At 69.8% G+C, this 23,188-nt stretch carries 16 protein-coding genes and 1 pseudogene; 6 read left to right on the top strand and 11 right to left on the bottom strand.

Going from position 1 to position 23,188, the window contains the following annotated elements; translation table 11 throughout:
* The first annotated feature begins 53 nt into the window (after positions 1 to 53).
* The gene (locus tag KYY02_RS02740; RefSeq protein ID WP_371235764.1) at positions 54 to 2,192 is read left to right on the top strand and encodes a S9 family peptidase; all 2,139 of its coding nucleotides are present in this window, start codon (positions 54 to 56) and stop codon (positions 2,190 to 2,192) included.
* A 100-nt stretch (positions 2,193 to 2,292) separates the two neighbouring features.
* Here KYY02_RS02740 and KYY02_RS02735 read toward each other — a convergent pair whose 3' ends face one another.
* The 10 genes from KYY02_RS02735 to KYY02_RS02690 form a co-directional block, all read right to left on the bottom strand.
* A complete protein-coding gene (locus tag KYY02_RS02735) occupies positions 2,293 to 3,366 on the bottom strand; it encodes an ABC transporter ATP-binding protein (RefSeq protein ID WP_371235763.1) in 1,074 nt (357 codons plus the stop codon).
* Positions 3,359 to 4,333 carry an ABC transporter ATP-binding protein gene (locus KYY02_RS02730; RefSeq protein ID WP_371235762.1) on the bottom strand — a complete coding sequence of 325 codons (975 nt, stop codon included), beginning with the start codon at positions 4,331 to 4,333 and terminating at the stop codon, positions 3,359 to 3,361. Before KYY02_RS02730 ends, KYY02_RS02735 begins: the two co-directional genes overlap by 8 nt.
* A 6-nt stretch (positions 4,334 to 4,339) precedes the next feature.
* Complete coding sequence (locus KYY02_RS02725; RefSeq protein ID WP_371235761.1) at positions 4,340 to 5,320, bottom strand: ABC transporter permease; 981 nt, start codon at positions 5,318 to 5,320, stop codon at positions 4,340 to 4,342.
* Complete coding sequence (locus tag KYY02_RS02720) at positions 5,313 to 6,236, bottom strand: ABC transporter permease (protein ID WP_371235760.1); 924 nt, start codon at positions 6,234 to 6,236, stop codon at positions 5,313 to 5,315. The genes KYY02_RS02725 and KYY02_RS02720 overlap by 8 nt, the downstream gene beginning before the upstream one ends.
* Before the next feature lie 6 nt (positions 6,237 to 6,242).
* The gene (locus KYY02_RS02715) at positions 6,243 to 7,868 is read right to left on the bottom strand and encodes a peptide ABC transporter substrate-binding protein (RefSeq protein WP_371235759.1); all 1,626 of its coding nucleotides are present in this window, start codon (positions 7,866 to 7,868) and stop codon (positions 6,243 to 6,245) included.
* A gap of 216 nt (positions 7,869 to 8,084) precedes the next feature.
* A complete protein-coding gene (locus KYY02_RS02710; RefSeq protein WP_371235758.1) occupies positions 8,085 to 9,215 on the bottom strand; it encodes an ABC transporter ATP-binding protein in 1,131 nt (376 codons plus the stop codon).
* A 27-nt stretch (positions 9,216 to 9,242) separates the two neighbouring features.
* A complete protein-coding gene (locus tag KYY02_RS02705; protein ID WP_371235757.1) occupies positions 9,243 to 10,304 on the bottom strand; it encodes an ABC transporter ATP-binding protein in 1,062 nt (353 codons plus the stop codon).
* Between the two features lie 11 nt (positions 10,305 to 10,315).
* Positions 10,316 to 11,293 (bottom strand): ABC transporter permease, encoded by a 978-nt coding sequence (locus KYY02_RS02700; protein WP_371235756.1) that lies wholly within the window; start codon positions 11,291 to 11,293, stop codon positions 10,316 to 10,318.
* 114 nt (positions 11,294 to 11,407) lie between these two features.
* Positions 11,408 to 13,207 (bottom strand): ABC transporter substrate-binding protein, encoded by a 1,800-nt coding sequence (locus tag KYY02_RS02695; RefSeq protein ID WP_371235755.1) that lies wholly within the window; start codon positions 13,205 to 13,207, stop codon positions 11,408 to 11,410.
* A gap of 112 nt (positions 13,208 to 13,319) precedes the next feature.
* Positions 13,320 to 14,360, bottom strand: a complete 1,041-nt coding sequence (locus tag KYY02_RS02690; protein ID WP_371235754.1) for an ABC transporter permease — start codon at positions 14,358 to 14,360, stop codon at positions 13,320 to 13,322.
* A 439-nt stretch (positions 14,361 to 14,799) separates the two neighbouring features.
* Here KYY02_RS02690 and typA point away from each other — a divergent pair, with 439 nt between their 5' ends.
* Complete coding sequence (gene typA / locus KYY02_RS02685) at positions 14,800 to 16,707, top strand: translational GTPase TypA (protein ID WP_371235753.1); 1,908 nt, start codon at positions 14,800 to 14,802, stop codon at positions 16,705 to 16,707.
* Positions 16,708 to 16,765: 58 nt separating this feature from the next.
* On the opposite strand, the gene KYY02_RS02680 is transcribed toward typA, so the two are convergent.
* Positions 16,766 to 18,952 (bottom strand): ABC transporter family substrate-binding protein, encoded by a 2,187-nt coding sequence (locus KYY02_RS02680; protein ID WP_371235752.1) that lies wholly within the window; start codon positions 18,950 to 18,952, stop codon positions 16,766 to 16,768.
* A 290-nt stretch (positions 18,953 to 19,242) separates the two neighbouring features.
* Here KYY02_RS02680 and KYY02_RS02675 point away from each other — a divergent pair, with 290 nt between their 5' ends.
* The 4 genes and pseudogenes from KYY02_RS02675 to KYY02_RS02660 all read left to right on the top strand — a co-directional run bounded on the left by KYY02_RS02675 (position 19,243) and on the right by KYY02_RS02660 (position 23,182).
* On the top strand, positions 19,243 to 19,536 hold the full coding sequence (locus tag KYY02_RS02675) for an Rv0250c family protein (RefSeq protein ID WP_371235751.1): 294 nt from the start codon (positions 19,243 to 19,245) through the stop codon (positions 19,534 to 19,536).
* A 44-nt stretch (positions 19,537 to 19,580) separates the two neighbouring features.
* A complete protein-coding gene (gene sdhC, locus KYY02_RS02670; RefSeq protein WP_371235750.1) occupies positions 19,581 to 20,417 on the top strand; it encodes a succinate dehydrogenase subunit SdhC in 837 nt (278 codons plus the stop codon).
* Between the two features lie 16 nt (positions 20,418 to 20,433).
* Positions 20,434 to 22,418: pseudogene (locus KYY02_RS02665) on the top strand (fumarate reductase/succinate dehydrogenase flavoprotein subunit).
* Positions 22,415 to 23,182: a succinate dehydrogenase/fumarate reductase iron-sulfur subunit gene (locus tag KYY02_RS02660; RefSeq protein WP_371235749.1), complete on the top strand. Its 768-nt coding sequence runs from the start codon at positions 22,415 to 22,417 to the stop codon at positions 23,180 to 23,182. The pseudogene KYY02_RS02665 and the gene KYY02_RS02660 overlap by 4 nt, the downstream one beginning before the upstream one ends.
* Positions 23,183 to 23,188 lie beyond the last annotated feature (6 nt).

Below are 23,188 nucleotides of genomic sequence, written 5' to 3'. Positions count from 1 at the left end.
CATCGATCGGCGCACAGCCGCACAAGGGGGCGCACGGCCAATATGGTCATGGCATGACGACCGAGACCGACTCCTTCCCCCGACGGCACGCCCGTACCCTGCGCTTCACGCTCGGCGCGCCGCGTTCGTTCAGCGTGGCTCCCGACGGCTCGCGTGTCGTGTTCCTGCGCTCCGGTTCCGGTACGGACCGGGCCAATTCGCTGTGGGTCCTCGACCCGGAAGGGGGCGGGGAGCGCGTGGCGGCCGACCCGCACGTCCTCCTGCGCGGGGCCTCGGAGAACCTCTCCGCCGAGGAACGGGCGCGGCGCGAACGGAGCCGCGAAGGCGGTGCCGGCATCGTCGGCTACGCCACCGACGCGGCCGTCGAGTTGGCGTCTTTCGCCTTGTCAGGGCGGCTTTTCACGGCCGAACTGCGGGCCGGGACGGCACGTGAACTGCCCGTACCGGGGCCGGTGATCGACCCCCGTCCGTCACCCGACGGACGGTACGTCGCCTTCGTCTCCCGGGGCGCGCTACGTGTCGTGGGGGCCGAGGGCGCGGACGAACACGCCCTGGTGACCCCGGAGTCGGAGGGCGTCACCTACGGTCTGGCCGAGTTCGTCGCGGCCGAGGAGATGGGGCGCTCACGGGGCTTCTGGTGGGCTCCGGAGTCGGACCGGCTGCTGGTGGCGCGCGTGGACGACACGCCGGTACGACGCTGGTGGATCTCCGATCCGGCGCACCCGGAGCGGGAGCCGCAGCGGGTGGCGTACCCGGCGGCGGGCACCCCCAACGCGGACGTCCGGCTGTTCGTGATCGGCCTCGACGGAACGCGCACCGAGGTCTCCTGGGACCGTGCGCGCTACCCGTACCTGGCGCATGTGCACTGGTCAGCGGCGGGTGCCCCGCTGCTGCTCGTCCAGGCGCGCGACCAGCGCGCCTCACTGATCCTGGCCGTGGACCCGGCCTCCGGGACGACCCGGATGGTGCACGCCGACGAGGACCCAGATTGGCTGGAACTTTTCCCCGGGGTGCCCTGCTGGAGCCCTTCCGGGCAGCTGGTGCGGATCGTGGACGAGGGGGGCGCGCGACGGCTCGCCGTCGGTGAACGACCGCTCACCGGGGCACAGTTGCACATCCGCGCCGTACTGGACGTCTCCGCCGACGACGTGCTGGTCTCGGCGTCGGCGGGTGAGGAGGCGGCCGCCCCGGAGATCGGCGAGGTGCACGTCTACCGGGTGAACGAACTCGGCGTGGAGCGCGTCTCGCAGGAGCCCGGTGTGCACTCGGCGGTACGCGCCGGGGGCGTGACCGTGCTCGTCTCCGCGACTCCGGACCGGCCAGGTTCGCGGGTCCGGGTCCTGCGTGACGGGAAACCGACGACGACTGTCCCCTCGTACGCCGAAGACCCCGGTATGTCCCCCCGCGTGACGCTGACACAGGGGGGCGCACGCCGCATCCCGTGCGCTGTGCTTATGCCTCGGGACTACGCCGGTGACACCCTTCTGCCGGTGCTCATGGACCCCTACGGCGGTCCGCACGGGCAGCGGGTGCTCGCCGCCCACAACCCGCACCTGACCTCGCAGTGGTTCGCCGACCAGGGGTTCGCGGTGATCGTCGCGGACGGGCGCGGGACGCCGGGCCGCTCGCCCGCCTGGGAGAAGTCCGTCCGGGACGACATCGCCGACATCGTCGTCCAGGACCAGGTGGACGCGCTCCGGGCGCTCGCCGCCGACTTCCCGCTCGACCTGGACCGGGTCGCCGTCCGGGGCTGGTCCTTCGGCGGTTACCTGGCGGCCCTCGCCGTCCTGCGCCGCCCCGACGTCTTCCACGCGGCCGTGGTGGGCGCCCCGGTCACCGATCTCCGCCTCTACGACACCCACTACCAGGAGAGGTACGTCGGGCACCCGGACGAGCAGCCGGAGGTCTACCGCCGCAACTCGGTGATCGACGACGCGGGCCTGGTCGACGCCGCCGAGCCGCACCGTCCGATGATGATCATCCATGGGCTGGCGGACGACAACGTGGTGGTCGCCCACTCGCTGCGGCTCTCCTCCGCGCTGCTGGCGGCCGGCCGCCCGCACGAGGTGCTGCCCCTGTCCGGCGTCACCCACATGACCCCGCAGGAGGAGGTCGCCGAGAACCTGCTCCACCTCCAGCTCGGCTTCCTCAAGCGCTCGCTGGGACTCGCAAATGGGGACGAACCGCGTTAACACACAGGCAACTCCGCGGAAGCGGTACCGATATACGGACACGGCACGCTGATCTGCGTACGGCCGTGCGGGTGCCGTAAGCGGGCCGGGGTGCGCCATGTCACCCCGGCCCGCTGCCGTGCCCCTCCGACGGGCCCCCGTGCCCCGGCGCGGAGCGCCTGATCGATACGGTCTCCGCGAAGTGGCAGGCCGAGTCGTGCGCCGCCGGGCCGCCGGACGCCTCGAACCAGGCCGGCACCGCGAGCGCCGGCACCTCCAGCGCGCAGCGCTCCCGCGCCTTCCAGCAGCGGGTGCGGAAGCGGCAGCCGGAGGGGATGTCCGTCGGCGACGGGACGTCGCCGCTGAGGACGATCCGCTCGCGGCGCCCCCGGGCCTCCGGGTCCGGTACGGGCACGGCGGAGAGCAGGGCCTGGGTGTACGGGTGGGTCGGGTGCTCGTAGATCTCGGTGTCCGTGCCGGCCTCCACGATCCGCCCCAGGTACATCACCCCGACCCGGTCGGAGATGTGCCGGACGATCGACAGGTCGTGCGCGATGAACACGTACGCCAGGCCGAACTCGCTCTGCAGCCGGTCCATCAGGTTGATGACCTGGGCCTGCACCGACACGTCCAGCGCGGAGACCGGTTCGTCGGCGACGATCACCTCGGGGCGCAGCGCCAGGCCCCGTGCGATGCCGATGCGCTGGCGCTGGCCGCCGGAGAACTGGTGGGGGTAGCGGTTGACGTACTCCGGGTTGAGGCCGACGACGTCCAGCAGCTCCTGCACCTTCCGGCGCCGGTCGCCCTTGGGCGCCACCTCGGGGTGGATGTCGTACGGCTCCCCGATGATGTCGCCCACCGTCATGCGGGGGTTGAGGGAGGTGTACGGGTCCTGGAACACCATCTGGATGTTGCGGCGCACGGCCTTCAGCGCACGCCCGGACAGCCTGGTGATGTCCTCGCCCTTGTAGCGGATCGAACCGGCCGTCGGGCGTTCCAGGTTGACCAGCATCTTCGCGACCGTCGACTTGCCGCAGCCGGACTCGCCGACGATGCCCAGCGTCTCGCCCCGGCCGAGCGTGAAGTCCACGCCGTCGACCGCGCGCACGGCGCCCACCTGCTTGCGGAAGACGACCCCCCGGGTCAGCGGGTAGTGCTTGACCAGGCCGCCGACCTCCAGGAGCGGCTCAGCCATCCAGGCACTCCCTCCAGAAGTGGCAGGCGCTTCCCCGCGCCGCCGAGACCTCGTACAGCGGTGGCTCGTCGGTGCGGCAGACGTCGCGGGCCAGGGGGCAGCGGGGGTGGAAGGCGCATCCCGGCGGGATGTGCGTGAGGCTGGGTGGCAGGCCCTCGATGGCGTAGAGCTCCCGGCCCTTGAGGTCCAGGCGCGGGATGGAGTCCAGCAGACCGCGGGTGTACGGGTGCGCCGGGGCCTTGTAGACGTCGTGCACCGGCGCCGACTCGACGATCCGGCCCGCGTACATCACGGCGATGCGGTCGGCGACGTCGGCGACCACGCCGAGGTCGTGGGTGATGAGGATCAGGCCCATGCCCAGTTCGCGCCGGAGTTCCGCGAGCAGCTCCATGACCTGGGCCTGGACGGTGACGTCGAGGGCGGTGGTCGGTTCGTCGGCGATGACCAGGGCGGGTTCCAGGGCCAGCGCCATCGCGATCATGATGCGCTGGCGCATGCCGCCGGAGAACTGGTGCGGGTACTGTCCGACCCGCTCCCGGGCGGCGGGGATGCGCACCCGGTCCATCAGCTCGACGGCCCTGGCCCGCGCGTCCTTGCGGGACATGCCCCGGTGCACGGTGAACATCTCGGCGAGCTGGTCGCCGACGCTGAGCACGGGGTTCAGGGACGACAGCGCGTCCTGGAAGATCATCGCCATCTCGGCGCCCCGGACCTTGCGCCGCTCCTTCTCCTTCAGCCTCAGCAGGTCCCGGCCCTGGAAGACGACCTCCCCGCCGGTGATCCGGCCGGGCGGGACGTCGAGGATGCCCATGATCGCCTGTGCGGTCACGGACTTGCCGGAACCGGACTCGCCGAGCACGGCCAGGGTCTCACCCGCGTCCACTCCGTAGCCGACGCCGTTGACGGCCTTCGCGATCCCGTCCCGGGTGTGGAACTGCACGTGCAGGTCCCGCACTTCGAGCAGCACGACGGCTCACCTCAGCTTCGGGTCGAGGGCGTCGCGCACCGCGTCGCCGAGCATGATGAACGCCAGGACGGTGATCGCGAGGGCACCGGAGGGCCACAGCAGCGCGTGCGGGGCGTTGCGGATGTACGGGGAGGCGGCGGAGATGTCGATGCCCCAGGAGACGCTGGGCGGCTTCAGACCGACGCCGAGGTAGGACAAGGTGGCCTCCAGCGCGATGTAGGTGCCGAGCGCGATGGTCGCGACGACGATGACGGGCGCGACGGCGTTGGGTGCGATGTGCCGCAGCACCAGCCGGGAGTGGGAGGCGCCGAGCGCCCGCGCGGCCTGGACGTAGTCGTTCTGCTTGGCGGTGATGACGGCGCTGCGGGCGATGCGGGAGATCTGCGGCCAGCCGAGCAGCACGATGAAGCCGATCACGGGCCAGACGGTGTTGCTGGTGATGACGGAGAGCAGCACCAGTCCGCCGAGGACGACCGGGATGGCGAAGAAGACGTCGGTGACGCGGGAGAGGAGGGAGTCCCAGGCGCCCCCGAAGAAGCCCGCCAGGGCGCCCAGGACGCTGCCGAGGACCGCGACGCCCAGGGTGGCGAGGACGCCGACGGCGACGGACGTGCGGGCGCCGTAGACGGTGCGGGTGTAGACGTCGCAGCCCTGGCCGTCGAAGCCGAAGGGGTGGCCGGCCCGGGAGCCCTCCTGAGCCCTGGAGAGGTCGCACGCGAGGGGGCTGCCGGAGGTGACCGCCGAGGGCCACAGGGAGATGAACACCAGGAAGAGGATGACCAGGGCGGAGACGAGGAAGACGGGGTTGCGGCGCAGGTCGCGCCAGGCGTCGGACCACAGGGAGCGCGGCTTGCCCTGCGGTCCGGAGCCGTCCGGGCCCGCCGGGCGCTTCTCCAGGGTCTCGGCCTCCTCGACCCCCAGGTCCATGGCGCCGCCCATACCGGTCCCGGCGATGGCCTGCTCGGGTTCGTGGCGTCCGTCAGGCATACCGGATCCTCGGGTCGAGTACGGCGTAGAGGAGGTCGACGACGAGGTTGGCGGCCAGGAAGACCAGCACCAGCACGGTGACGAAGCCGACGACGGTCTGGGTGTTCTGCCGCAGGATGCCCTGGTAGAGCTGGTAGCCGACGCCGTGGATGTTGAAGATCCGCTCGGTGACGATCGCGCCGCCCATGAGGAAGCCGATGTCGGCGCCGATGAAGGTGACCACGGGGATGAGCGAGTTGCGCAGCAGGTGCCTCACGACCACCCGGTGCCGGGGCAGGCCCTTGGCGATGGCGGTGCGGACGTAGTCGGAGCGCCGGTTCTCGGCGATGGAGGTGCGGGTCAGCCGGGTGACGTAGGCCAGTGAGACCGAGGCCAGGACCAGGCCGGGCAGGATCAGCTCGTCGAAGGGCGCCTCGGAGGAGACCGAGGGCGGGATCCACCCCCACTCCACGCCGAGCAGCAGCTGGAGCAGCAGGCCGGTGACGAACGTGGGCACGGAGACGACGACGAGGGTGAGCAGCAGGACGCCGGTGTCGACGGGGCGGCCCCGGCGCAGTCCGGTGACCACGCCGAGGGCGATGCCGACGACGATCTCGAAGAGGATCGCGATCAGGGTGAGGCGGATGGTGACGGGGAACGCCGTCGACATCAGCTCGGTGACCTCCTGGCCGTTGAAGGCCGTGCCGAAGTCGCCGGTGAAGACGTTGCCCATGTAGGTCAGGTACTGCTGCCAGACCGGCTTGTCGAGGCCGAACTCCTTCTCCAGCCGGGCGGCGGTCGCCGGGTCGCACTGCCGCTCGCCGCACAGGCCCGCGATGGGATCGCCCATCACGTTGACCATGAGGAAGATCAGCAGCGTGGCCCCGACGAACACCGGGACCATCTGGAGCAGCCGCCGGACGACGTAGCGTCCCATGGCGGCTCAGCCCACCTTGATCTGGTCGTACACGGGGACGCTGAAGGGGTTGAGCCTGACGTCGGAGAGCCGTTCGGACCAGCCGGCGCTGCCGTTCTGGTACCAGAGCGGGATGGCGGCCATGTTGTCGCGGACGACCTCCTCGGCCTGCTGGAACAGGTCGACGGCCCTGGCGTCGTCGGTCTCCTGGTTGGCCCGGTCGACGAGGTCGTCGAACTGCTCGTTCGACCACTTGCCGTCGTTGGAGGAGGCGTCGGTGTAGTAGAGCGGCTGGAGGAAGTTCTGGATGAGCGGGTAGTCCATCTGCCAGCCGGCGCGGAACGGGCCCGTCATCTTGCGGTCGGTGATCCGGTTGCGGAAGTCGGCGAAGGTGCCGACCGGGTCGGCGGTGCAGGCGCGCTCGTCGTCCAGCGCGTTGTTGATGGAGTTGCAGACGGCGTTGACCCACTCGCGGTGGGAGCCGGTGTCCGCGTTGAAGGTGATCGTCACCTTGCCGCCGGGCAGTCCGCCGCCCTCCCGGATGAGCCTCTTGGCCTCGTCGGGCTTGTAGGCGCAGGCCTCCCCGCACAGACCGGCCCGGTAGCCGCCGTCCTCGCCGAGGACGGGTGAGGTCCAGTCGGTGGCGGGGGTGCGGGTCCGCTGGAAGATCGTGTCGGTGATCTGCTCGCGGTCGATCGCCATGGACAGGCCCGTGCGGACCTTCTGCGAACCGGGCTTGTTCCAGTCGTCGTCGTAGTGGGGGAAGGCGAGGGTCTGGATGATGCCGGCGGGGGTGTTGAGGTAGCGGTCGCCGAGGTCGTTCCCGACGTTCTTCAGCTGGGCGGCGGGGATGTCGTCGACGAGGTCGAGGTTGCCGGCCATCAGGTCGGTGTAGGCGGTGTTGTTGTCGGTGTAGACCTTGAGGTCGACGCCGCCGTTGCGCGCCTTGTCGGGGCCCGGGTAGTCGTCCCACGTGCGCAGGGACATCTGCGAGCCGCGGGTGTACGAGTCGACCAGGTACGGGCCGTTGCCGACCGGCTTCCTCACCCAGGCGTCGTGGTCGTCGAAGAAGGCACGGGGCAGCGGGGCGAAGGCGTTGTAGCCGAGGGTGTCGGGGAAGGACGAGAACTTCTGGGTGAGCGCGACGGTGAAGGTGCGCTCACCGGTGACCTTCAGGCCGGACAGGGTGTCGGCGGTCTGCTCGCCCTCCTCGGGGTGGACCCGGTCGTAGCCCTCGATGTAGCCGAAGAAGTACGCGTTGCGCTGGTTGTTCCTCAGGCTCGCGCCGTAGTTCCAGGCGTCGACGAAGGACCGGGCGGTGACCTTCTCGCCGTTGCTGAAGGTCCAGCCGTCCTTGACGGTGATGGTGAAGTTCTGCGAGTCGGAGGTCTCGATCCTCTCGGCGAGCATGTCCTCGGCCTCGCCGGTGACCGGGTCGTACCGCTTCAGCCCCCGGAAGACCATGTCGAGGACCTTGCCGCCCTGGACCTCGTTGGTGTTGGCGGGCTCCAGCGGGTTCTGCGGGTCGCCCCAGGAAGCGCTCAGTACGGCGCCGGAGTCGCCGCTGCCGCCGTCCCCGCCGCCGCAGGCGGTCGCGGCGAGGGCGGCCGCCATCGCGCAGACGGCCCATCGGGCGTGCATGGCTCCGCGCATGGGGTGCCTCCTCGTACGTGGGCTGGGCGCGTACGCCGGTCCTTCACGCCAATATCGACGCAAGAGGTGCGATGCGCACACGTACGGCACCTGTACGAGGGTGACTCCAGCCGTATGTACGTATGAGACGCCCGGAAAGGGCGGTCACAAGGGCGCGGGCGCGGGAGTCCTGCGCTCCCGCGCCCGCGCCCCGGGTCCCTTCAGAGGGGCCGACGGTCAGGCCTTGGCCGCATCGCCCTGCTCCAGGGCCTTCAGCCCCGGGTCCATCACCACGTCCTCGGTTCGGACCTCGATCGTGGGCTCCTCCGGGAAGTGGCAGGCCGTCAGGTGGCCCGGCCCGCTGCCGTCGATCCGGACCAGCGGCGGCTCCTGCGTCGCGCACTTGTCCTGCGCCTTCCAGCAGCGGGTGCGGAACCGGCAGCCGGACGGCGGGGAGATCGGCGAGGGCACGTCGCCCTCGAGACGGATGCGCTCCCGCTTCTCCGCGTCGATGTCGGCGTCCGGAACCGCCGACAGCAGCGCGTGCGTGTACGGGTGGCGGGGCCGGTTGTAGATCGAGTCGCGGTCCGCGATCTCCACGATCTTGCCGAGGTACATCACCGCGACGCGCTGCGAGAAGTGCCGCACGATCGCCAGGTCGTGGGCGATGAAGACGAAGGCGATCCCCATCTCCCGCTGCACCTCCTGCAGCAGGTTCACCACCTGGGCCTGGATCGACACGTCGAGGGCCGAGACCGGCTCGTCGGCGACGATCAGCTTCGGCTCCAGCGCGATGGCCCGCGCGACACCGATGCGCTGGCGCTGGCCGCCGGAGAACTCGTGCGGGAAGCGGTTGTAGTGCTCCGGGTTGAGACCGACGATCTCCAGGAGCTCCCGGACGCGCTTCTCGCGTCCGCCGGGCGGGTTGATCCCGTTGATCTCCATCGGGCCCGCGATGATCGTGCCCACGGTCTGCCGCGGGTTCAGGGAGGCGTACGGGTCCTGGAAGATCATCTGGATCTCGGACCTGATCGGCGCCAGCTCCCTGCGGCCGGCCCGGCTGATGTCCTTCCCCTTGTACTCGATGCTGCCCGTGGTCGGCTCGTACAGCCGGGTCAGCAGCCGGCCGGTCGTCGACTTGCCGCAGCCGGACTCGCCGACGAGGCCGAGGCTCTCCCCGGGGAAGACCTCGAAGTCGACGCCGTCGACGGCCTTGACCGCGCCGACGGTACGCCGGATCGGGAAGCCGCCCTTGATCGGGAAGTGCTTCGTCAGACCACTGACCTTCAGCAGCGGTGCGCTGTCACCGTCCCGCTGCTGCGGGACGGTGTCGGCGACCGCCGTGGTCGTCTTGCTGTTGTCGCTCATGGTGATGCCCCAGTCGCCGGTTTCCGCTCAGCCCAGCCGGGGCTGAATCGTCTCGATGAACACCTGCTGCCGCTGTTCCGCCGTCAGGTGGCAGGCGGCTCCGCGCCCTGGGCCGAGCAGCGGGCGCTCGCCCGAGCAACGCTCCCCCGAGACCTTGTCGGTGAAGCCGCACCTGGGATGGAAGGGGCAGCCCGAGGGCGGGTTGAGCAGGGAGGGCGGCGATCCGGGGATCGGCATCAGCGGCTCGTCGACGGAGGCGGAGAGCCTCGGCATCGACCCCAGCAGACCCCAGGTGTACGGGTGCTGCGGCGACTTGAGCACCTCGCGCACCGAACCGCGTTCCACGGCGCGGCCGGCGTACATCACCAGGATGTCGTCGGCCATGTTGGCGACCACACCGAGATCGTGAGTGATCATGATGATCGCGGAGCCGAACTCCTGCTGCAGGTCCTTGAGCAGGTCGAGGATCTGCGCCTGCACCGTCACGTCGAGCGCCGTGGTCGGCTCGTCGGCGATGAGCAGGTCCGGGTCGCAGGAGAGCGCCATGGCGATCATGGCCCGCTGCCGCATACCGCCGGAGAACTGGTGCGGGTAGTCGTCGACCCGCTGCTGCGGGTGCGGAATGCCGACCTTCTGGAGCAGGTCGATGGCGCGCACCCGGGCGTCCCTCTTGGATGCGCCGGTGTGCTTCATGAACGGCTCACCGATCTGACGGCCGACCGTGTAGTACGGCGACAGCGCGGTCAGCGCGTCCTGGAAGATCATTGCCATCTTCTTGCCGCGCAGCGTCTCCAGCTGCTTCTCGCCGGCCGTGGTCAGCTCCTGGCCGTCCAGCGTGATCGACCCGTCGATGGCGGTCTTCTTGCGGTTGTGCAGGCCGAGCACGGCCAGGTTGGTCACCGACTTGCCGGAGCCGGACTCGCCCACGATGCCGAGGGTCTTGCCGCGCTCCAGGTCGAAGGAGAGCCCGTCCACCGCCTTGACGATGCCGTCGTCGGTGGAGAAGTGGACCTTGAGGTCGCGCACCGAGAGGAAGGCTTCTCCCGCGGCGGCGGCCGGAGCCTCTTCGGGCTTGGTCTGAGTGGTCACGGTGGGTTCTCCTAGGACAGGCGCACGCGCGGGTCGATGACGGCGTACAGAGCGTCCACGATCAGGTTGAAGAAGATGATGAGCGCGGCACTGACCAGCATGACGCCCATCAGCATCGGCAGGTCCTTGTTGACGACGGAGTCCAGCGCGAGCCGACCGAGGCCGGCCAGACCGAACGTCAGCTCCGTCACCATGCCGCCCGACAGCAGCGAGGACAGGTCGATGCCGAGAATGGTGATGATGGGGATGAGAGAGCCGCGCCAGGCGTAGCGGAAGAAGACGAAGTTGCCCGACATGCCCTTGGCGCGAGCCGCCTTGACGTGCTCCTCCTGGAGCTGCTCGATCATCGAGGACCGGCTCATACGAGTGTAGTTGGCGGTGAAGATGGTCGCCATGACGAACCAGGGGATCAGCAGGCCCATGAACCAGCCGCCGAGGTCCTCGGAGAAAGGCACGTACTTCGGCTTGTCGAGCCAGCCCGTGCTGTAGACCAGGGCGAGCAGCACCAGCGGGCCGAGGAAGTAGATCTGCATCGAGCTGACGACCAGCGAGCCGGAGCTGAAGGTCTTGTCCACCCAGGTGCCGCGGTACTTGGCGGCGAGCATGCCGGCGCCGAGACCGACGATCAGGAAGACCAGCAGGCTGCCGATGGTCAGCGAGAGCGTCAGCGGGAAGCGGTCGAGGATGGTGTCCCAGACGTTCTGGTCGTTGGCGAAGGAGACGCCGAAGCAGGGGGCGTCGCAGTAGCCGACGGCGAAGTCACGGCCGGTGAAGATGCCGATCAGGAAGTTCCAGTACTGGACGGTGACCGGCTGGTCGAGGCCGAGGTTCTTGTGGATGATCTCCAGCGCGTCCGGAGTGCAGTTCTTGCCACAGGCCAGCATCGCCGGGTCCTGCGGGATCGCGAAGAACATGAAGAAGGTGAACGCACTGATCAACACCAGGATCAGCGCCGCGCCGAATGTCCGGCGAATGAGGAAGGGAAGCATGGCTGGAAGCTGCTCTCAGGACGGCGGCAATTCGGAGGGGGAGGCTGGGAAACGTCCGGGGCCCGGTGGGGGGCGCTCCGCCGCGCGCCCACCACCGGGATCCCGGTCTGGCGGTTACTTCTTGAGGAAGACCCGGGTGACGTCCACGTAGCTCGAGTCGGAGCTGTAGCGGATGCCGCCGACGTTCGAACCGAAGATCTGGAAGACCTTGGTGTAGTAGATCGGGGCGGCCGGGTTGACCTCCTTGGCGATGTACTCGCTCAGCTCGCTCCACGCCTTGGTGGCCTCGGCGGTGTCGGTGATCTTCAGGATGCGCTGGATCTCCGAGTTGACGTGGTCGTCGTTGATGTGCGAGTAGTTCGACGCACCGTCCTGGATCTGCGTGCCGTCGTAGAGCGGCGGGACGACCGTGGAGGCGGACGGCCAGTCCTGGCCCCAGCCGGTCATGTACAGGTCGTAGCCGTTCTTGACCTTGCCGACCTGCTCGTACCAGGTGGCGCTGTCGATCTCCTTCTTCTGGATGTCGAGACCGATCTTCTCCAGGGCGTCGGTGATCAGCACGGCCTGCTGCTGACGGACCGGCGTGTTGGCGTAGGCGTAGACGAGGCTCTTGCCCTCGAAGCCGCCTTCCTTGATCAGCTTCTTGGCGGCCTCGATGTCGCCGTTGGGCTTCTTCTGGCGGTTGAACGGGTCGAAGGACTCGTCGTAACCCGGGGTGGTGGGCGAGGTCAGGGAGTTGGCGACCTCACCGCCGTAGGCGCCGCCGTCGGCCTTGAAGACCGAGGTGGAGGGCATGGCGAGGGTGATGGCGTCACGGAGCTTCTTGTCCTTGACGCGGTCCATGTTGAAGTTCAGCTGCCACACGTAGGGCGCGTAGCCCTGGATCGTGCGCTTCATGGCCTCCTTGTCGCTCACCACCTTCTGCAGCTGGGTGGTGGCGACCTGGCCCGTGAACATCATCGCGTTCTTGGCCTCGCCCTGGTCGGACAGGAGCGTCTTGGTCTGGTCCTCGTCGTCGTGGTTCATCGAGATGTCGAACCCGTCGACGTACTGGTGGCGCACGGAGTCGGACTTCGCGTCCCACTCGGGGTTCTTGACCAGCTTCATGGACTTGCCGGGCTTGAAGTCGGCGATCTTGTACGGACCCGTGGCGACCGGGTCGGTGTCGTACTTCTCCTTGGTGTCCGTCTCCTCCGGGACGATGCTGTAACCGGGCATGGTCAGCATCTGCGGGAGGTCGGGCTGGGCGTTCTTGAAGTGGAAGACGACCGTCTTGTCGTCCGGCGTCTCCAGGACGTCGTCCGGCAGGTGCTTGCCCTTGAACGGACCCTCGTACGCCTTGCGGTAGGTGGTGCCGGCGCCGGACAGCCACTGCTGCAGGTAGGTCGGACCGTCGGTGATGAACGAGGCGTACAGGCGCTCGACCGTGTGGCGGATGTCCGCCGAGTTGATCGGGTTGCCGTTCTCGTCCTTCAGGTCGTCCTTCAGGGTGTAGGTCCAGGTCTTGCCGCCGTTCGAGGACTTGCCCGCGTCGGTGGCGAGGTCACCCACGACGGTCAGGTTGCCCTGGTCGTCCTCGGAGTACTGGGTCAGACCGCGGTAGATGAGGCGGCTGAGCAGCTTGCCGTCCGAGACGTAGATCTGACCCGGGTCCAGGTGGGAGAAGTCGTCCTCCTGGTAGACGGTCATGGTGCCGCCGGGCTGGGCGCCCGGGACCTCGGCGGCCGGACCGTTCGACGCCTTCACGTCACCGATCTGCACCGGCTTCGACTGCGACTTGGCGTCCTCTTTGTTCTTGCTGGTGTCCTTGGCGGGGCTGTCGCTGCCGCCGCCACCGCAGGCGGTGAGAGTCAGGGCGCCGGCGGCGACCGCGACGATCGCGGCCGTGGCGGCACGGTTACGGAAGATGCTCATGAGGACGGATCCACCTGCCTGTGAGTAGTGGGCACTGCTGGTACGTGGCCGGAGCCGGGCCGTACGGCGCCGGAACCGGCCGAGCGGGAGGGTGGGGGCTTCCCTTGTGGGCTCAGCGCCCCGTCTTGGGATCGAAGGCGTCCCGCACCGAGTCGCCGAGGAGGTTGAAGGCCACGACGAAGATCACCATGGCCACTCCGGGGAAGAGCATGTAGTACGGGTCCTGCTCCACGATGCGGGCGCCGATGGAGAACATCCGCCCCCAGTCCGGCGTGGGCTCGACGTAGCCCACCCCCACGAAGGAGAGGAACGCGATGCTGAGGATGGTGGAGGGCAGCATGAGCGTCGCCTGCACCAGCGTCGGCGTGACGATGTTGGGCAGCAGTTCCTTGCGGATGATGCGCCAGGGCGAGGCCCCGGAGATCCGCGCCGCCTCGATGAACTCCCGGTCGCGCAGGGAGAGCGTGGCGCCGCGAACGATCCGCGCCATGCTCATCCAGCCCAGGAAGGACAGCACGATGATGATCGCGCAGGTGCGCACGTAGGTGGGCGTCTCCTTGTCCGGGGCGACGAACACCGTGGTGATGACGGGCATCGCGGCGACGAAGAACAGCTGGCTGGGCAGGGCCATGAAGAAGTCGGTCATCCGGCCGAGCCAGTAGTCGATCTTCCCGCCGAAGTAGCCGCCGGCGAGGCCGATCAGTACGCCCAGCACCGTCATCAGGAGCGTCGCGACCAGCGCCGTGGCGAGCGAGGTCCGGATGCCGTAGATCAGCTGCGTGAACACGTCACGGCCCAGACCGGGCTCGACGCCGAACCAGAACTCCCCGTCGATGCCGCCGAAGGGCTTCGCCGGCATGGTGAAGAGGTCGAGGAGCTCCGGGTTCTCCTGCCCGTAGAGGGTGTAGGGGTCCTTGCCGTACACCTTCGAGATCAGCGGGGCGCACGCGGCGACCACGAAGAAGAAAATCACCACACACGCGGAGACGACTCCGGTACGGTCGCGCTTGAAGCGCTGCCACATCAACTGGCCGGGGGAACGACCCTCGGGCTGCTTGACGCCCTTGACGGCCGTGTTTTCGGCGGTCGCCGCGAGCTCAGGGTCCAAGACAGCCGTGGACCCGGAGTCCTCGGCCTTGATTGGACTGGTCATCGTGTTCGTCCCCCGGGGGGTTGGAGAGTTGAGCGCAGCACAGATACCGGCAGGTTCTGTGGTTTGGGGGAACTTTCGCCAAGATAGTCAACGCGCGTCAAGGGCGGAAGACATAGGGATCTCCCTACCGTTCATATTTTGAGCGAAAATTGCAAAGATTGACACCTACGCGCGCTTGACACCTTCAGAGGTAAACCGGCAATTCGGACAATCAAGAACATTTTTTTGTTTACATGTCCGAAACGCGTTCGCGCGCACCGATATTCGAACGGGACCTCCCGTCTCCCAGGAGCAGCAGACGGCCCGAGGGCTCGCGAGGGCGGACCTCGCGGCGGCCCCGTACCATGGGGTGAGGCCGAGGCATGTCCAGCCCGGCAGGACCCGCACACCACAGACGCTCGTGCGGGGCGTTCCTCAGCACTCCGGGAGTACGCCTTATATGGCCACGCGCCACGACATCCGCAACGTCGCCATCGTCGCCCACGTCGACCACGGCAAGACCACCATCGTCGACGGCATGCTCAAGCAGGCCGGCGCCTTCGCCGCGCACCAGCTCGACCAGGTCGACGACCGCATGATGGACTCGAACGATCTGGAGCGTGAGAAGGGCATCACGATCCTCGCCAAGAACACGGCGGTGAAGTACCACCCCAAGGACGGCGGGGAGCCCATCACGATCAACATCATCGACACCCCCGGCCACGCCGACTTCGGCGGCGAGGTCGAGCGCGGCCTGTCGATGGTCGACGGCGTGGTGCTGCTGGTGGACGCCTCCGAGGGCCCGCTGCCGCAGACCCGCTTCGTGCTGCGCAAGGCGCTCCAACAGCGGCTGCCGATCATCCTCTGCATCAACAAGACGGACCGTCCGGACGCCCGGATCGACGAGGTCGTCAACGAGACCTACGACCTCTTCCTCGACCTGGACGCCGACGAGGAGCAGATCGAGTTCCCGATCGTCTACGCCTGCGGCCGGGACGGCGTGGCCTCCCTGACCAAGCCCGAGGACGGCACGGTCCCGGCCGACTCCGACTCGCTGGAGCCGTTCTTCTCCACGATCCTGGAGCACATCCCGGCCCCCACCTACGACGAGGGCGCCCCGCTCCAGGCCCATGTCACCAACCTCGACGCCGACAACTTCCTCGGCCGCATCGCCCTGCTCCGCGTCCACCAGGGCGAGTTGAAGAAGGGGCAGACGGTCGCCTGGATGAAGCGCGACGGGTCCGTCTCCAACGTGCGCATCTCCGAGCTGATGATGACCGAGGCGCTCACCCGCAAGCCCGCCGAGAAGGCCGGCCCCGGTGACATCTGCGCGGTCGCCGGCATCCCGGACATCATGATCGGCGAGACCCTGGCCGACCAGGAGAACCCGGTCGCACTGCCGCTGATCACGGTGGACGAGCCGGCGATCTCCATGACCATCGGCACCAACACCTCCCCGCTGGTGGGCCGCGGCGGCACCGGCAAGGGCGCCGACAACAAGGCGGCCGTCAAGGACCGCAAGGTCACCGCCCGCCAGGTCAAGGACCGCCTGGACCGCGAGCTGATCGGCAACGTCTCGCTCCGCGTCCTGGACACCGACCGCCCCGACGCCTGGGAGGTGCAGGGCCGCGGCGAGCTGGCGCTGGCCATCCTGGTCGAGCAGATGCGCCGCGAGGGCTACGAGCTCACCGTCGGCAAGCCGCAGGTGGTCACCAAGGAGATCGACGGCAAGGTCCACGAGCCGGTCGAGCGCATGACCATCGACGTCCCCGAGGAGCACATGGGCGCGGTCACGCAGCTCATGGGCGTCCGCAAGGGCCGGATGGACAACATGTCCAACCACGGCTCGGGCTGGGTGCGCATGGAGTTCGTGGTGCCCTCCCGCGGTCTGATCGGCTTCCGCACGGAGTTCCTGACCCAGACCCGCGGCACGGGCATCGGGCACTCCATCCACGAGGGTCACGAGCCCTGGTTCGGCACGCTCACCACCCGTAACAACGGCTCCCTGGTCGCCGACCGCGCCGGCGCCGTCACCGCATTCGCGATGACCAACCTCCAGGAGCGCGGCGTGCTGTTCGTCGAGCCCGGCACCGAGGTGTACGAGGGCATGATCGTCGGCGAGAACTCCCGCTCCGACGACATGGACGTCAACATCACCAAGGAGAAGAAGCTCACCAACATGCGGTCGTCCACGGCCGACGTGGCCGAGTCGATCGTCCCGCCGCGCAAGCTGTCGCTGGAGCAGTCCCTGGAGTTCTGCCGCGACGACGAGTGCGTGGAGGTCACCCCGGAGGCGATCCGCATCCGCAAGGTGAACCTGGACGCCCGCGAGCGCGCCCGCGCCGCGAGCCGCGCCAAGCACGGCTGACCCGGACGCGCGAGCGGCACGTCCCCGGCAGGGGACGTGCCGCTCGCGCGTGTGCGCGTCAGTCGCCGGCCGGCGCCCCGGCGCTCCGCCCGCCCGGGGCGCCCGTCGGCCCCTGTGCGGACTTCTTCAGGAAGCCCATGTCCTCGTACACCGGCGTGCGGAAACCGAACGCGCCGGCGTTGGCCAGGTTCCTGCGGGCGGCGGTGAGCTGGGGTCGCTGGTAGAGGGGGATGGAGCCGGCCGCCGCCCAGATGCGGGAGTCCGCCTTGCGGAGCAGGGCGCGGCGCTCGGAGTCGTCGAGTGTGGTGACGGCCTGGTCGAAGAGCTGGTCGACCTGGTCGGTGCCGACGCGGGTGTAGTTCTGCTCCACGTTCAGGGAGCCGTCCGCGGCCGGGACCGGCTTGGCGTAGACGGGGCGGGCGTCGGTGGCGGGGTAGGCGGTCGCGGGCCAGGAGTACAGGGCGAGGTCGTACTCGCCGGACGCGATGTGGTCCTTGAAGTAGCCGGCGTCGTCGACCTCGGAGATCCTGGTGCCGACGCCGATCCGCTCCAGCATCGCCGAGATCCGGTCGGCCACGGTGCGCAGCGTGCCCGAGCCCGGCCCCGAGGGCACCACGAAGCGGAGGGTGAGCGCCTTGCCGTCCTTGGCGACGCGGGCGCTCCCGGCCCGGGCCGGGGCGGCGGTGCCCCGGGGGGCGTAGGCGCCGGGGGCACCGCCCTGCTTCAGCTGCCCGGTGCCGGAGTCCCGCAGGGCCTTGTCGTCGCCCTCGCCGTCCCCGTTGCCCCCGTCGTCCTCTCCGACGATGTACGTGCCGTCGTCGCCGCCCTCGGACTCGCTCCCGTCGTCCCCCTCCGAGCCGGCCGCCTCCTCCTCGTCCTTCTCCTTCTTCACCGGCCCGCCCGGCTCCCAGCCGGCCTCCGCGAGCAGCGCCCGCGCCTTCTTGGCGTCCTGCTCGCCGAGGGCTCCGCTGCCGTCGGCGTAGGCGGCCTGGCCGGACAGCGCGAGGTGGCTGCCGAGGGGCTCGGCGGGCAGGCCGAGCGGCTCCAGGACGGCCCGGGCGATGGCCTCGCGGTCCAGCGCCCGGGCCACGGCGCGGCGGACCCGCTCGTCGGCGAGGGGACCGCCGACGCCGTTGAGGGCGAGCTGGGTGTAGGCGGGCTCGAGCGACTTGCGCACCTCGAAGCCGCCGAGGGCCTTCTGTTGACGGGCGTGCTCCGCGGCCTTCTCGCGCAGCTTCTCGCGGGCGGAGATCTCCTCGTCGGCGGCCTCCTCGTCGGAGCCGTTGGCGACGGCCCAGGAGCGCAGCGCGTCCGCGGCGGACCGGTCCGCGGCGGGGCCCGCCAGCGGTCCGTTCCCGCCCCGCGGCAGCGCGGCCGCGGTGATGCGGCGGGCGGCGTCCGGGGCGACCTCGGCCAGGTCGACGGTGCCGGCGGCGAGCGCGGGGATCCGCTTGTCGAGGGGCACGGCCCGCAGCACGATCTTGGAAAGCCTCGCCGGATCGCCCCACCAGCGCGTGCTGCGGGCGAGGGTGACCTCGTCCCCCTCGGTGTCGACCTTCTGCACCGTGAAGGGTCCGGCGGTGACCTTGAGCTTCTTGCGGGCCCCGTCGTTGAAGGAGTCCGGGGCGCCCATGACCTCCTTCGGGTACAGCGGCGTGAACAGGGACTTCCAGTCGGCGTAGGGACGGCTGAAGGTGACCTTGACCTCGAGGTCGTTCCGGCCCCGTTCGACCTTCTCGATGTGGTCGTAGCCGGCGTTGCGGGCGGTCCAGTAGGCGGTGTCCTTCCCGGACAGGGCGCGCCACTGGGCGGCGAAGTCGGCTGCGCCGATCTCGCGGCCGTCGCTCCAGACGGCCTGCTGGTTGAGCCGGTAGAGGACCACCTGCCTGGGCTCGGTGTCGACGACCTCGGCGGACTCCAGGTAGTCGGAATTGCGCACCGGCCGGCCCCGGCCGTCCGTCCGGTACATCGACGGCAGGACGGCCTGGGCGATCCGGGTGGTGGTGGCGTCGGCGTCCGACTGGAAGGTGTTCAGGGTGTCCGGGACGGTGTCCACGGCCCAGCGCAGGGTGCCCCCGTCGGCGATCAGGGTCCGGTCGGCGCGCGCGATGTCCGCTCCCGCGAGGGGCTTGCCCGCCGGGTCCTCGGAGCCGCATCCGGCCAGCGCGGGCACCGCGAGCACGCCCGCCGTGAGGAAGGCGACCGAGCGCGGAGCCGCGCGCGGGCCGACGCCGTCGTGGGACATCTCTGAGTACCTCCGGGAAGCCGCGGGCGTTACGATCACTTTTGGTGGTATTTAGAGCTCATCCGATGGATGCGGCCCACTGAAGAGGAAAGGGTTCGGCAACCCGGGGCGACACGGCGACCACGGACGGCAAGCCCACCCGTGCGGCGCAAAGCACCGTCCGGTGCACCCGTACGCCTCGGCCAATCGATGCACATCCCTTCACAGCGCAAGGTGTGACGCGCGACATTCTCAGGCGCATGAACGTCGACGCCTTGGGCCGGAAGGGCCCGTGGAAGTGAGGTCACGTCATGTCCGTGCACGGTGAACTGACATCCGTCCAGCGCTGTCTCGACGACCTGGTCCGGTCGGTGGGCCGCCTGGAGAAGCTGCTGGGCGGCGGCGGCCTGGAGATGCGCCGCGTCCGCACCGACACCGATCACCTGTGCGAGAGCGTCGCGCTGCTGCGGGAGACGGCCGCCACCGGCGCTGCCCCGCACAGACGCCCCGATCTCGTGACCATCTCCGACACTCCGTACGACCCCTCGCTGTGGGTGGACACGGACGACGAGGGGCTCGGCGCCCGCGACCGGCGTGCCCCCTGACCCCTGCCGATCACGGCGCCCCCGACCCCTACCGGAGTGGACAAGTGGCCACTGGCACGGAACCTCCCGCCACGGGACCCCGTCACCGAAGCGGCGGTGTGAGAACCGGTACGCGCGCCGCGATCGCCGCCCCGCACCTGCGGACCGACCGCTGGTGGCTGGCCCCGGCCGCCACCGCGGCCGGGCTGCTCGCCTTCGTCGTCTACTCGACCTGGCGGGCCTTCGCGAACGCCGACTACTACGCGGCGCCGTACGTCTCGCCGTTCTACTCGCCGTGCCTCGCGGAGAACTGCGAGCCGATGAGGGGAGGGCCGAACTGGGAGCTGTTCGGAAGCTGGTGGGGCATCTCGCCGGCGATCATCATCCTGGTCTTCCCGCTCGGCTTCCGGCTGACCTGCTACTACTACCGCAAGGCCTACTACCGGGGCTTCTGGGCGTCCCCGCCGGCCTGCGCGGTGGCCGAGCCGCACGGGAAGTACACCGGGGAGACCCGCTTCCCGCTGATCCTGCAGAACGTCCACCGGTACTTCTTCTACGCGGCGGTCCCGGTCGCCGGCATCCTGACCTACGACACCGTGCTCGCCTTCCGCGACGAGCACTACGCCTGGGGGCACATGGGGCTCGGCACCCTGGTGTTCCTGGTCAACATCGCGCTGATCTGGGCGTACACCCTCTCCTGCCACTCCTGTCGGCACATCGTCGGCGGGAAGCTGAAGCACTTCTCGACGCATCCGGTGCGCTACCGGATGTGGCAGTGGGTGGGCCGGCTGAACGCCCGGCACATGCAGCTCGCCTGGGCGTCGCTGCTGAGCGTGGCGCTCGCCGACCTCTACGTGTACCTCGTCGCGTCCGGTGTCTTCGACGATCCGCGTTTCTTCTAGCTGGGGGGCTTGACCGATGTCCGTGGTCGACCGACAGGAGTGGGACGTCGTCGTGGTCGGGGCCGGCGGCGCGGGCCTGCGGGCCGCCGTCGAGGCGCGCGAGCGGGGCGCCCGTACGGCCGTGATCTGCAAGTCGCTGTTCGGCAAGGCGCACACCGTGATGGCCGAGGGCGGCATCGCGGCGGCGATGGGGAACGCCAGCGCAGGGGACGACTGGCAGGTCCACTTCCGCGACACCATGCGCGGCGGGAAGTTCCTCAACCAGTGGCGGATGGCCGAGCTGCACGCCCGGGAGGCGCCGCAGCGGGTGTGGGAGCTGGAGACCTGGGGCGCGCTGTTCGACCGGACGCAGGACGGCCGGATCTCGCAGCGCAACTTCGGCGGTCACGAGTACCCACGCCTGGCGCACGTGGGCGACCGCACCGGTCTCGAGCTGATCCGCACCCTCCAGCAGAAGATCGTCGCGCTCCAGCAGGAGGACTTCCGCGAGACCGGGGACCACGAGTCCCGGCTGAAGGTCTTCCAGGAGTGCACGGTGACGCGCGTGCTCGAGGACGGCGGGCGGAGCGGGGCGGGGGTCCCCCCGGCCGAGGGCCGGGGAAGGGTCTCGGGCGTCTTCGGGTACGAGCGGGAGTCCGGGCGCTTCTTCGTCCTGGAGGCGCCCGCCGTGGTGATCGCGACCGGCGGGATCGGCAAGTCGTTCAAGGTGACCTCGAACTCGTGGGAGTACACCGGTGACGGGCACGCGCTGGCGCTGCTGGCCGGGGCTCCGCTGCTGAACATGGAGTTCGTGCAGTTCCACCCGACCGGGATGGTCTGGCCGCCGTCGGTGAAGGGCATCCTCGTCACCGAGTCGGTGCGCGGGGACGGCGGGGTGCTGCGCGACTCCGAGGGCAGGCGGTTCATGTTCGACCACGTCCCGGACGTCTTCAAGGAGAAGTACGCCGAGACCGAGGAGGAGGGCGACCGCTGGTACGACGACCCGGACCACAACCGGCGCCCGCCCGAGCTGCTCCCCCGCGACGAGGTGGCCCGCGCGATCAACGCCGAGGTGAAGGCGGGCCGCGGCTCCCCGCACGGCGGGGTCTTCCTGGACGTGTCCACGCGCATGCCGGCCGACGTCATCAAGCGGCGGCTGCCGTCGATGTACCACCAGTTCAAGGAGCTGGCGGACGTCGACATCACGGCGGAGGCGATGGAGGTCGGGCCGACCTGCCACTACGTGATGGGTGGCGTCGCCGTCGACTCCGACTCGGCGGCGGCGCGCGGGGTGCCGGGGCTGTTCGCGGCCGGCGAGGTGGCCGGCGGGATGCACGGCTCCAACCGGCTCGGCGGGAACTCCCTGTCCGACCTGCTGGTCTTCGGACGCAGGGCGGGCCGGTACGCGGCCGAGTACGCGAGCGGGGCGGCGGCCGCGCGGCCCCGCGTGGACGACGCGCAGGTCGACGCGGCCGCCGCGGAGGCCCTGCGCCCGTTCTCCGCGGAGGGCGGGGGGACCGCCGGGGGACCGCCGGGGGACCGCCGGAGAACCCGTACACCCTGCACCAGGAACTCCAGCAGACCATGCACGACCTGGTCGGCATCATCCGCCGCGAGCACGAGATGGCGCAGGCCCTGGAGAAGCTCGCCGAGCTGCGCCTGCGGGCCCGCCGGGCCGGCGTCGAGGGGCACCGGCAGTTCAACCCGGGCTGGCACCTCGCCCTCGACCTGAGGAACATGCTGCTGGTCAGCGAGTGCGTGGCCCGGGCGGCGCTGGAGCGCACCGAGTCGCGCGGCGGGCACACCCGGGAGGACCACTCCGGGATGGACCGCTCCTGGCGCAACGTGAACCTGCTGTGCGCGCTCGCCGATCCCACGGACGGTCCCGCGGCCACCGACCCGGCGCGCGGCCGGATCGCCCTCACCCGTGAGACCACCGAACCCATCCGCCCGGACCTGCTCGCCCTCTTCGAGAAGGAGGAGCTGGTCAAGTACCTGGCCGAGGAGGAGCTCTACGAATGAGCAGCTACGAGGCCCGCTTCAAGGTGTGGCGCGGGGACGTCGGGGGCGGTGGCCTGGAGGACTTCGCGGTCGAGGTGAACGAGGGCGAGGTGGTCCTCGACATCATCCACCGCCTCCAGGCCACCCGGGCCCCCGACCTCGCCGTGCGCTGGAACTGCAAGGCCGGAAAGTGCGGTTCGTGCTCGGCGGAGATCAACGGGCGTCCCCGGCTGCTGTGCATGACCCGCATGTCGGTGTTCGAGCGGGACGAGACGGTCACCGTGACGCCGCTGCGGGCCTTCCCGGTGATCCGCGACCTGGTGACGGACGTCGGCTTCAACTACGCCAAGGCCAGGGAGGTCCCGGCCTTCGTCCCGCCGGAAGGAGTCGGGCCGGGCGAGTACCGGATGATGCAGGAGGACGTGGACCGGTCCCAGGAGTTCCGCAAGTGCATCGAGTGCTTCCTGTGCCAGGACACCTGCCATGTGGTCCGCGACCACGAGGAGAACAAGCCGGCGTTCGCCGGTCCCCGTTTCCTGATGCGGGCCGCGGAACTCGACATGCACCCGCTGGACGCGGCCGGGGAGGCCGGCCTGGACCGGGGGCGCGCGGCCCAGGACGACCACGGCCTCGGCTACTGCAACATCACCAAGTGCTGCACGGAGGTCTGCCCCGAGGGGATCAGGATCACGGACAACGCGCTGATCCCGTTGAAGGAACGGGCGGTGGACCGCAAGTACGACCCGCTGGTGTGGCTGGGGTCGAGGATCGGGCGCCGAACCTGACCGGCC

It is taken from the genome of Streptomyces pimonensis (assembly GCF_041380215.1).
In the GTDB taxonomy this organism is placed as follows: Bacteria; Actinomycetota; Actinomycetes; order Streptomycetales; family Streptomycetaceae; genus Streptomyces; species Streptomyces pimonensis.
This window is presented reverse-complemented; position numbering and strand designations above follow the sequence as displayed.

Bases quoted from the DNA above. Each gene is read 5' to 3' on its own strand.
- KYY02_RS02700 (WP_371235756.1), bottom strand. From the start codon at position 11,293: ATGCTTCCCTTCCTCATTCGCCGGACATTCGGCGCGGCGCTGATCCTG.
- typA (WP_371235753.1), top strand. From the start codon at position 14,800: ATGGCCACGCGCCACGACATCCGCAACGTCGCCATCGTCGCCCACGTC.
- KYY02_RS02710 (WP_371235758.1), bottom strand. From the start codon at position 9,215: ATGAGCGACAACAGCAAGACGACCACGGCGGTCGCCGACACCGTCCCG.
- KYY02_RS02680 (WP_371235752.1), bottom strand. From the start codon at position 18,952: ATGTCCCACGACGGCGTCGGCCCGCGCGCGGCTCCGCGCTCGGTCGCC.
- KYY02_RS02675 (WP_371235751.1), top strand. From the start codon at position 19,243: ATGTCCGTGCACGGTGAACTGACATCCGTCCAGCGCTGTCTCGACGAC.
- KYY02_RS02720 (WP_371235760.1), bottom strand. From the start codon at position 6,236: ATGGGACGCTACGTCGTCCGGCGGCTGCTCCAGATGGTCCCGGTGTTC.
- KYY02_RS02660 (WP_371235749.1), top strand. From the start codon at position 22,415: ATGAGCAGCTACGAGGCCCGCTTCAAGGTGTGGCGCGGGGACGTCGGG.
- KYY02_RS02725 (WP_371235761.1), bottom strand. From the start codon at position 5,320: ATGCCTGACGGACGCCACGAACCCGAGCAGGCCATCGCCGGGACCGGT.
- KYY02_RS02740 (WP_371235764.1), top strand. From the start codon at position 54: ATGACGACCGAGACCGACTCCTTCCCCCGACGGCACGCCCGTACCCTG.
- KYY02_RS02715 (WP_371235759.1), bottom strand. From the start codon at position 7,868: ATGCGCGGAGCCATGCACGCCCGATGGGCCGTCTGCGCGATGGCGGCC.
- KYY02_RS02690 (WP_371235754.1), bottom strand. From the start codon at position 14,360: ATGACCAGTCCAATCAAGGCCGAGGACTCCGGGTCCACGGCTGTCTTG.
- KYY02_RS02695 (WP_371235755.1), bottom strand. From the start codon at position 13,207: ATGAGCATCTTCCGTAACCGTGCCGCCACGGCCGCGATCGTCGCGGTC.
- KYY02_RS02735 (WP_371235763.1), bottom strand. From the start codon at position 3,366: ATGGCTGAGCCGCTCCTGGAGGTCGGCGGCCTGGTCAAGCACTACCCG.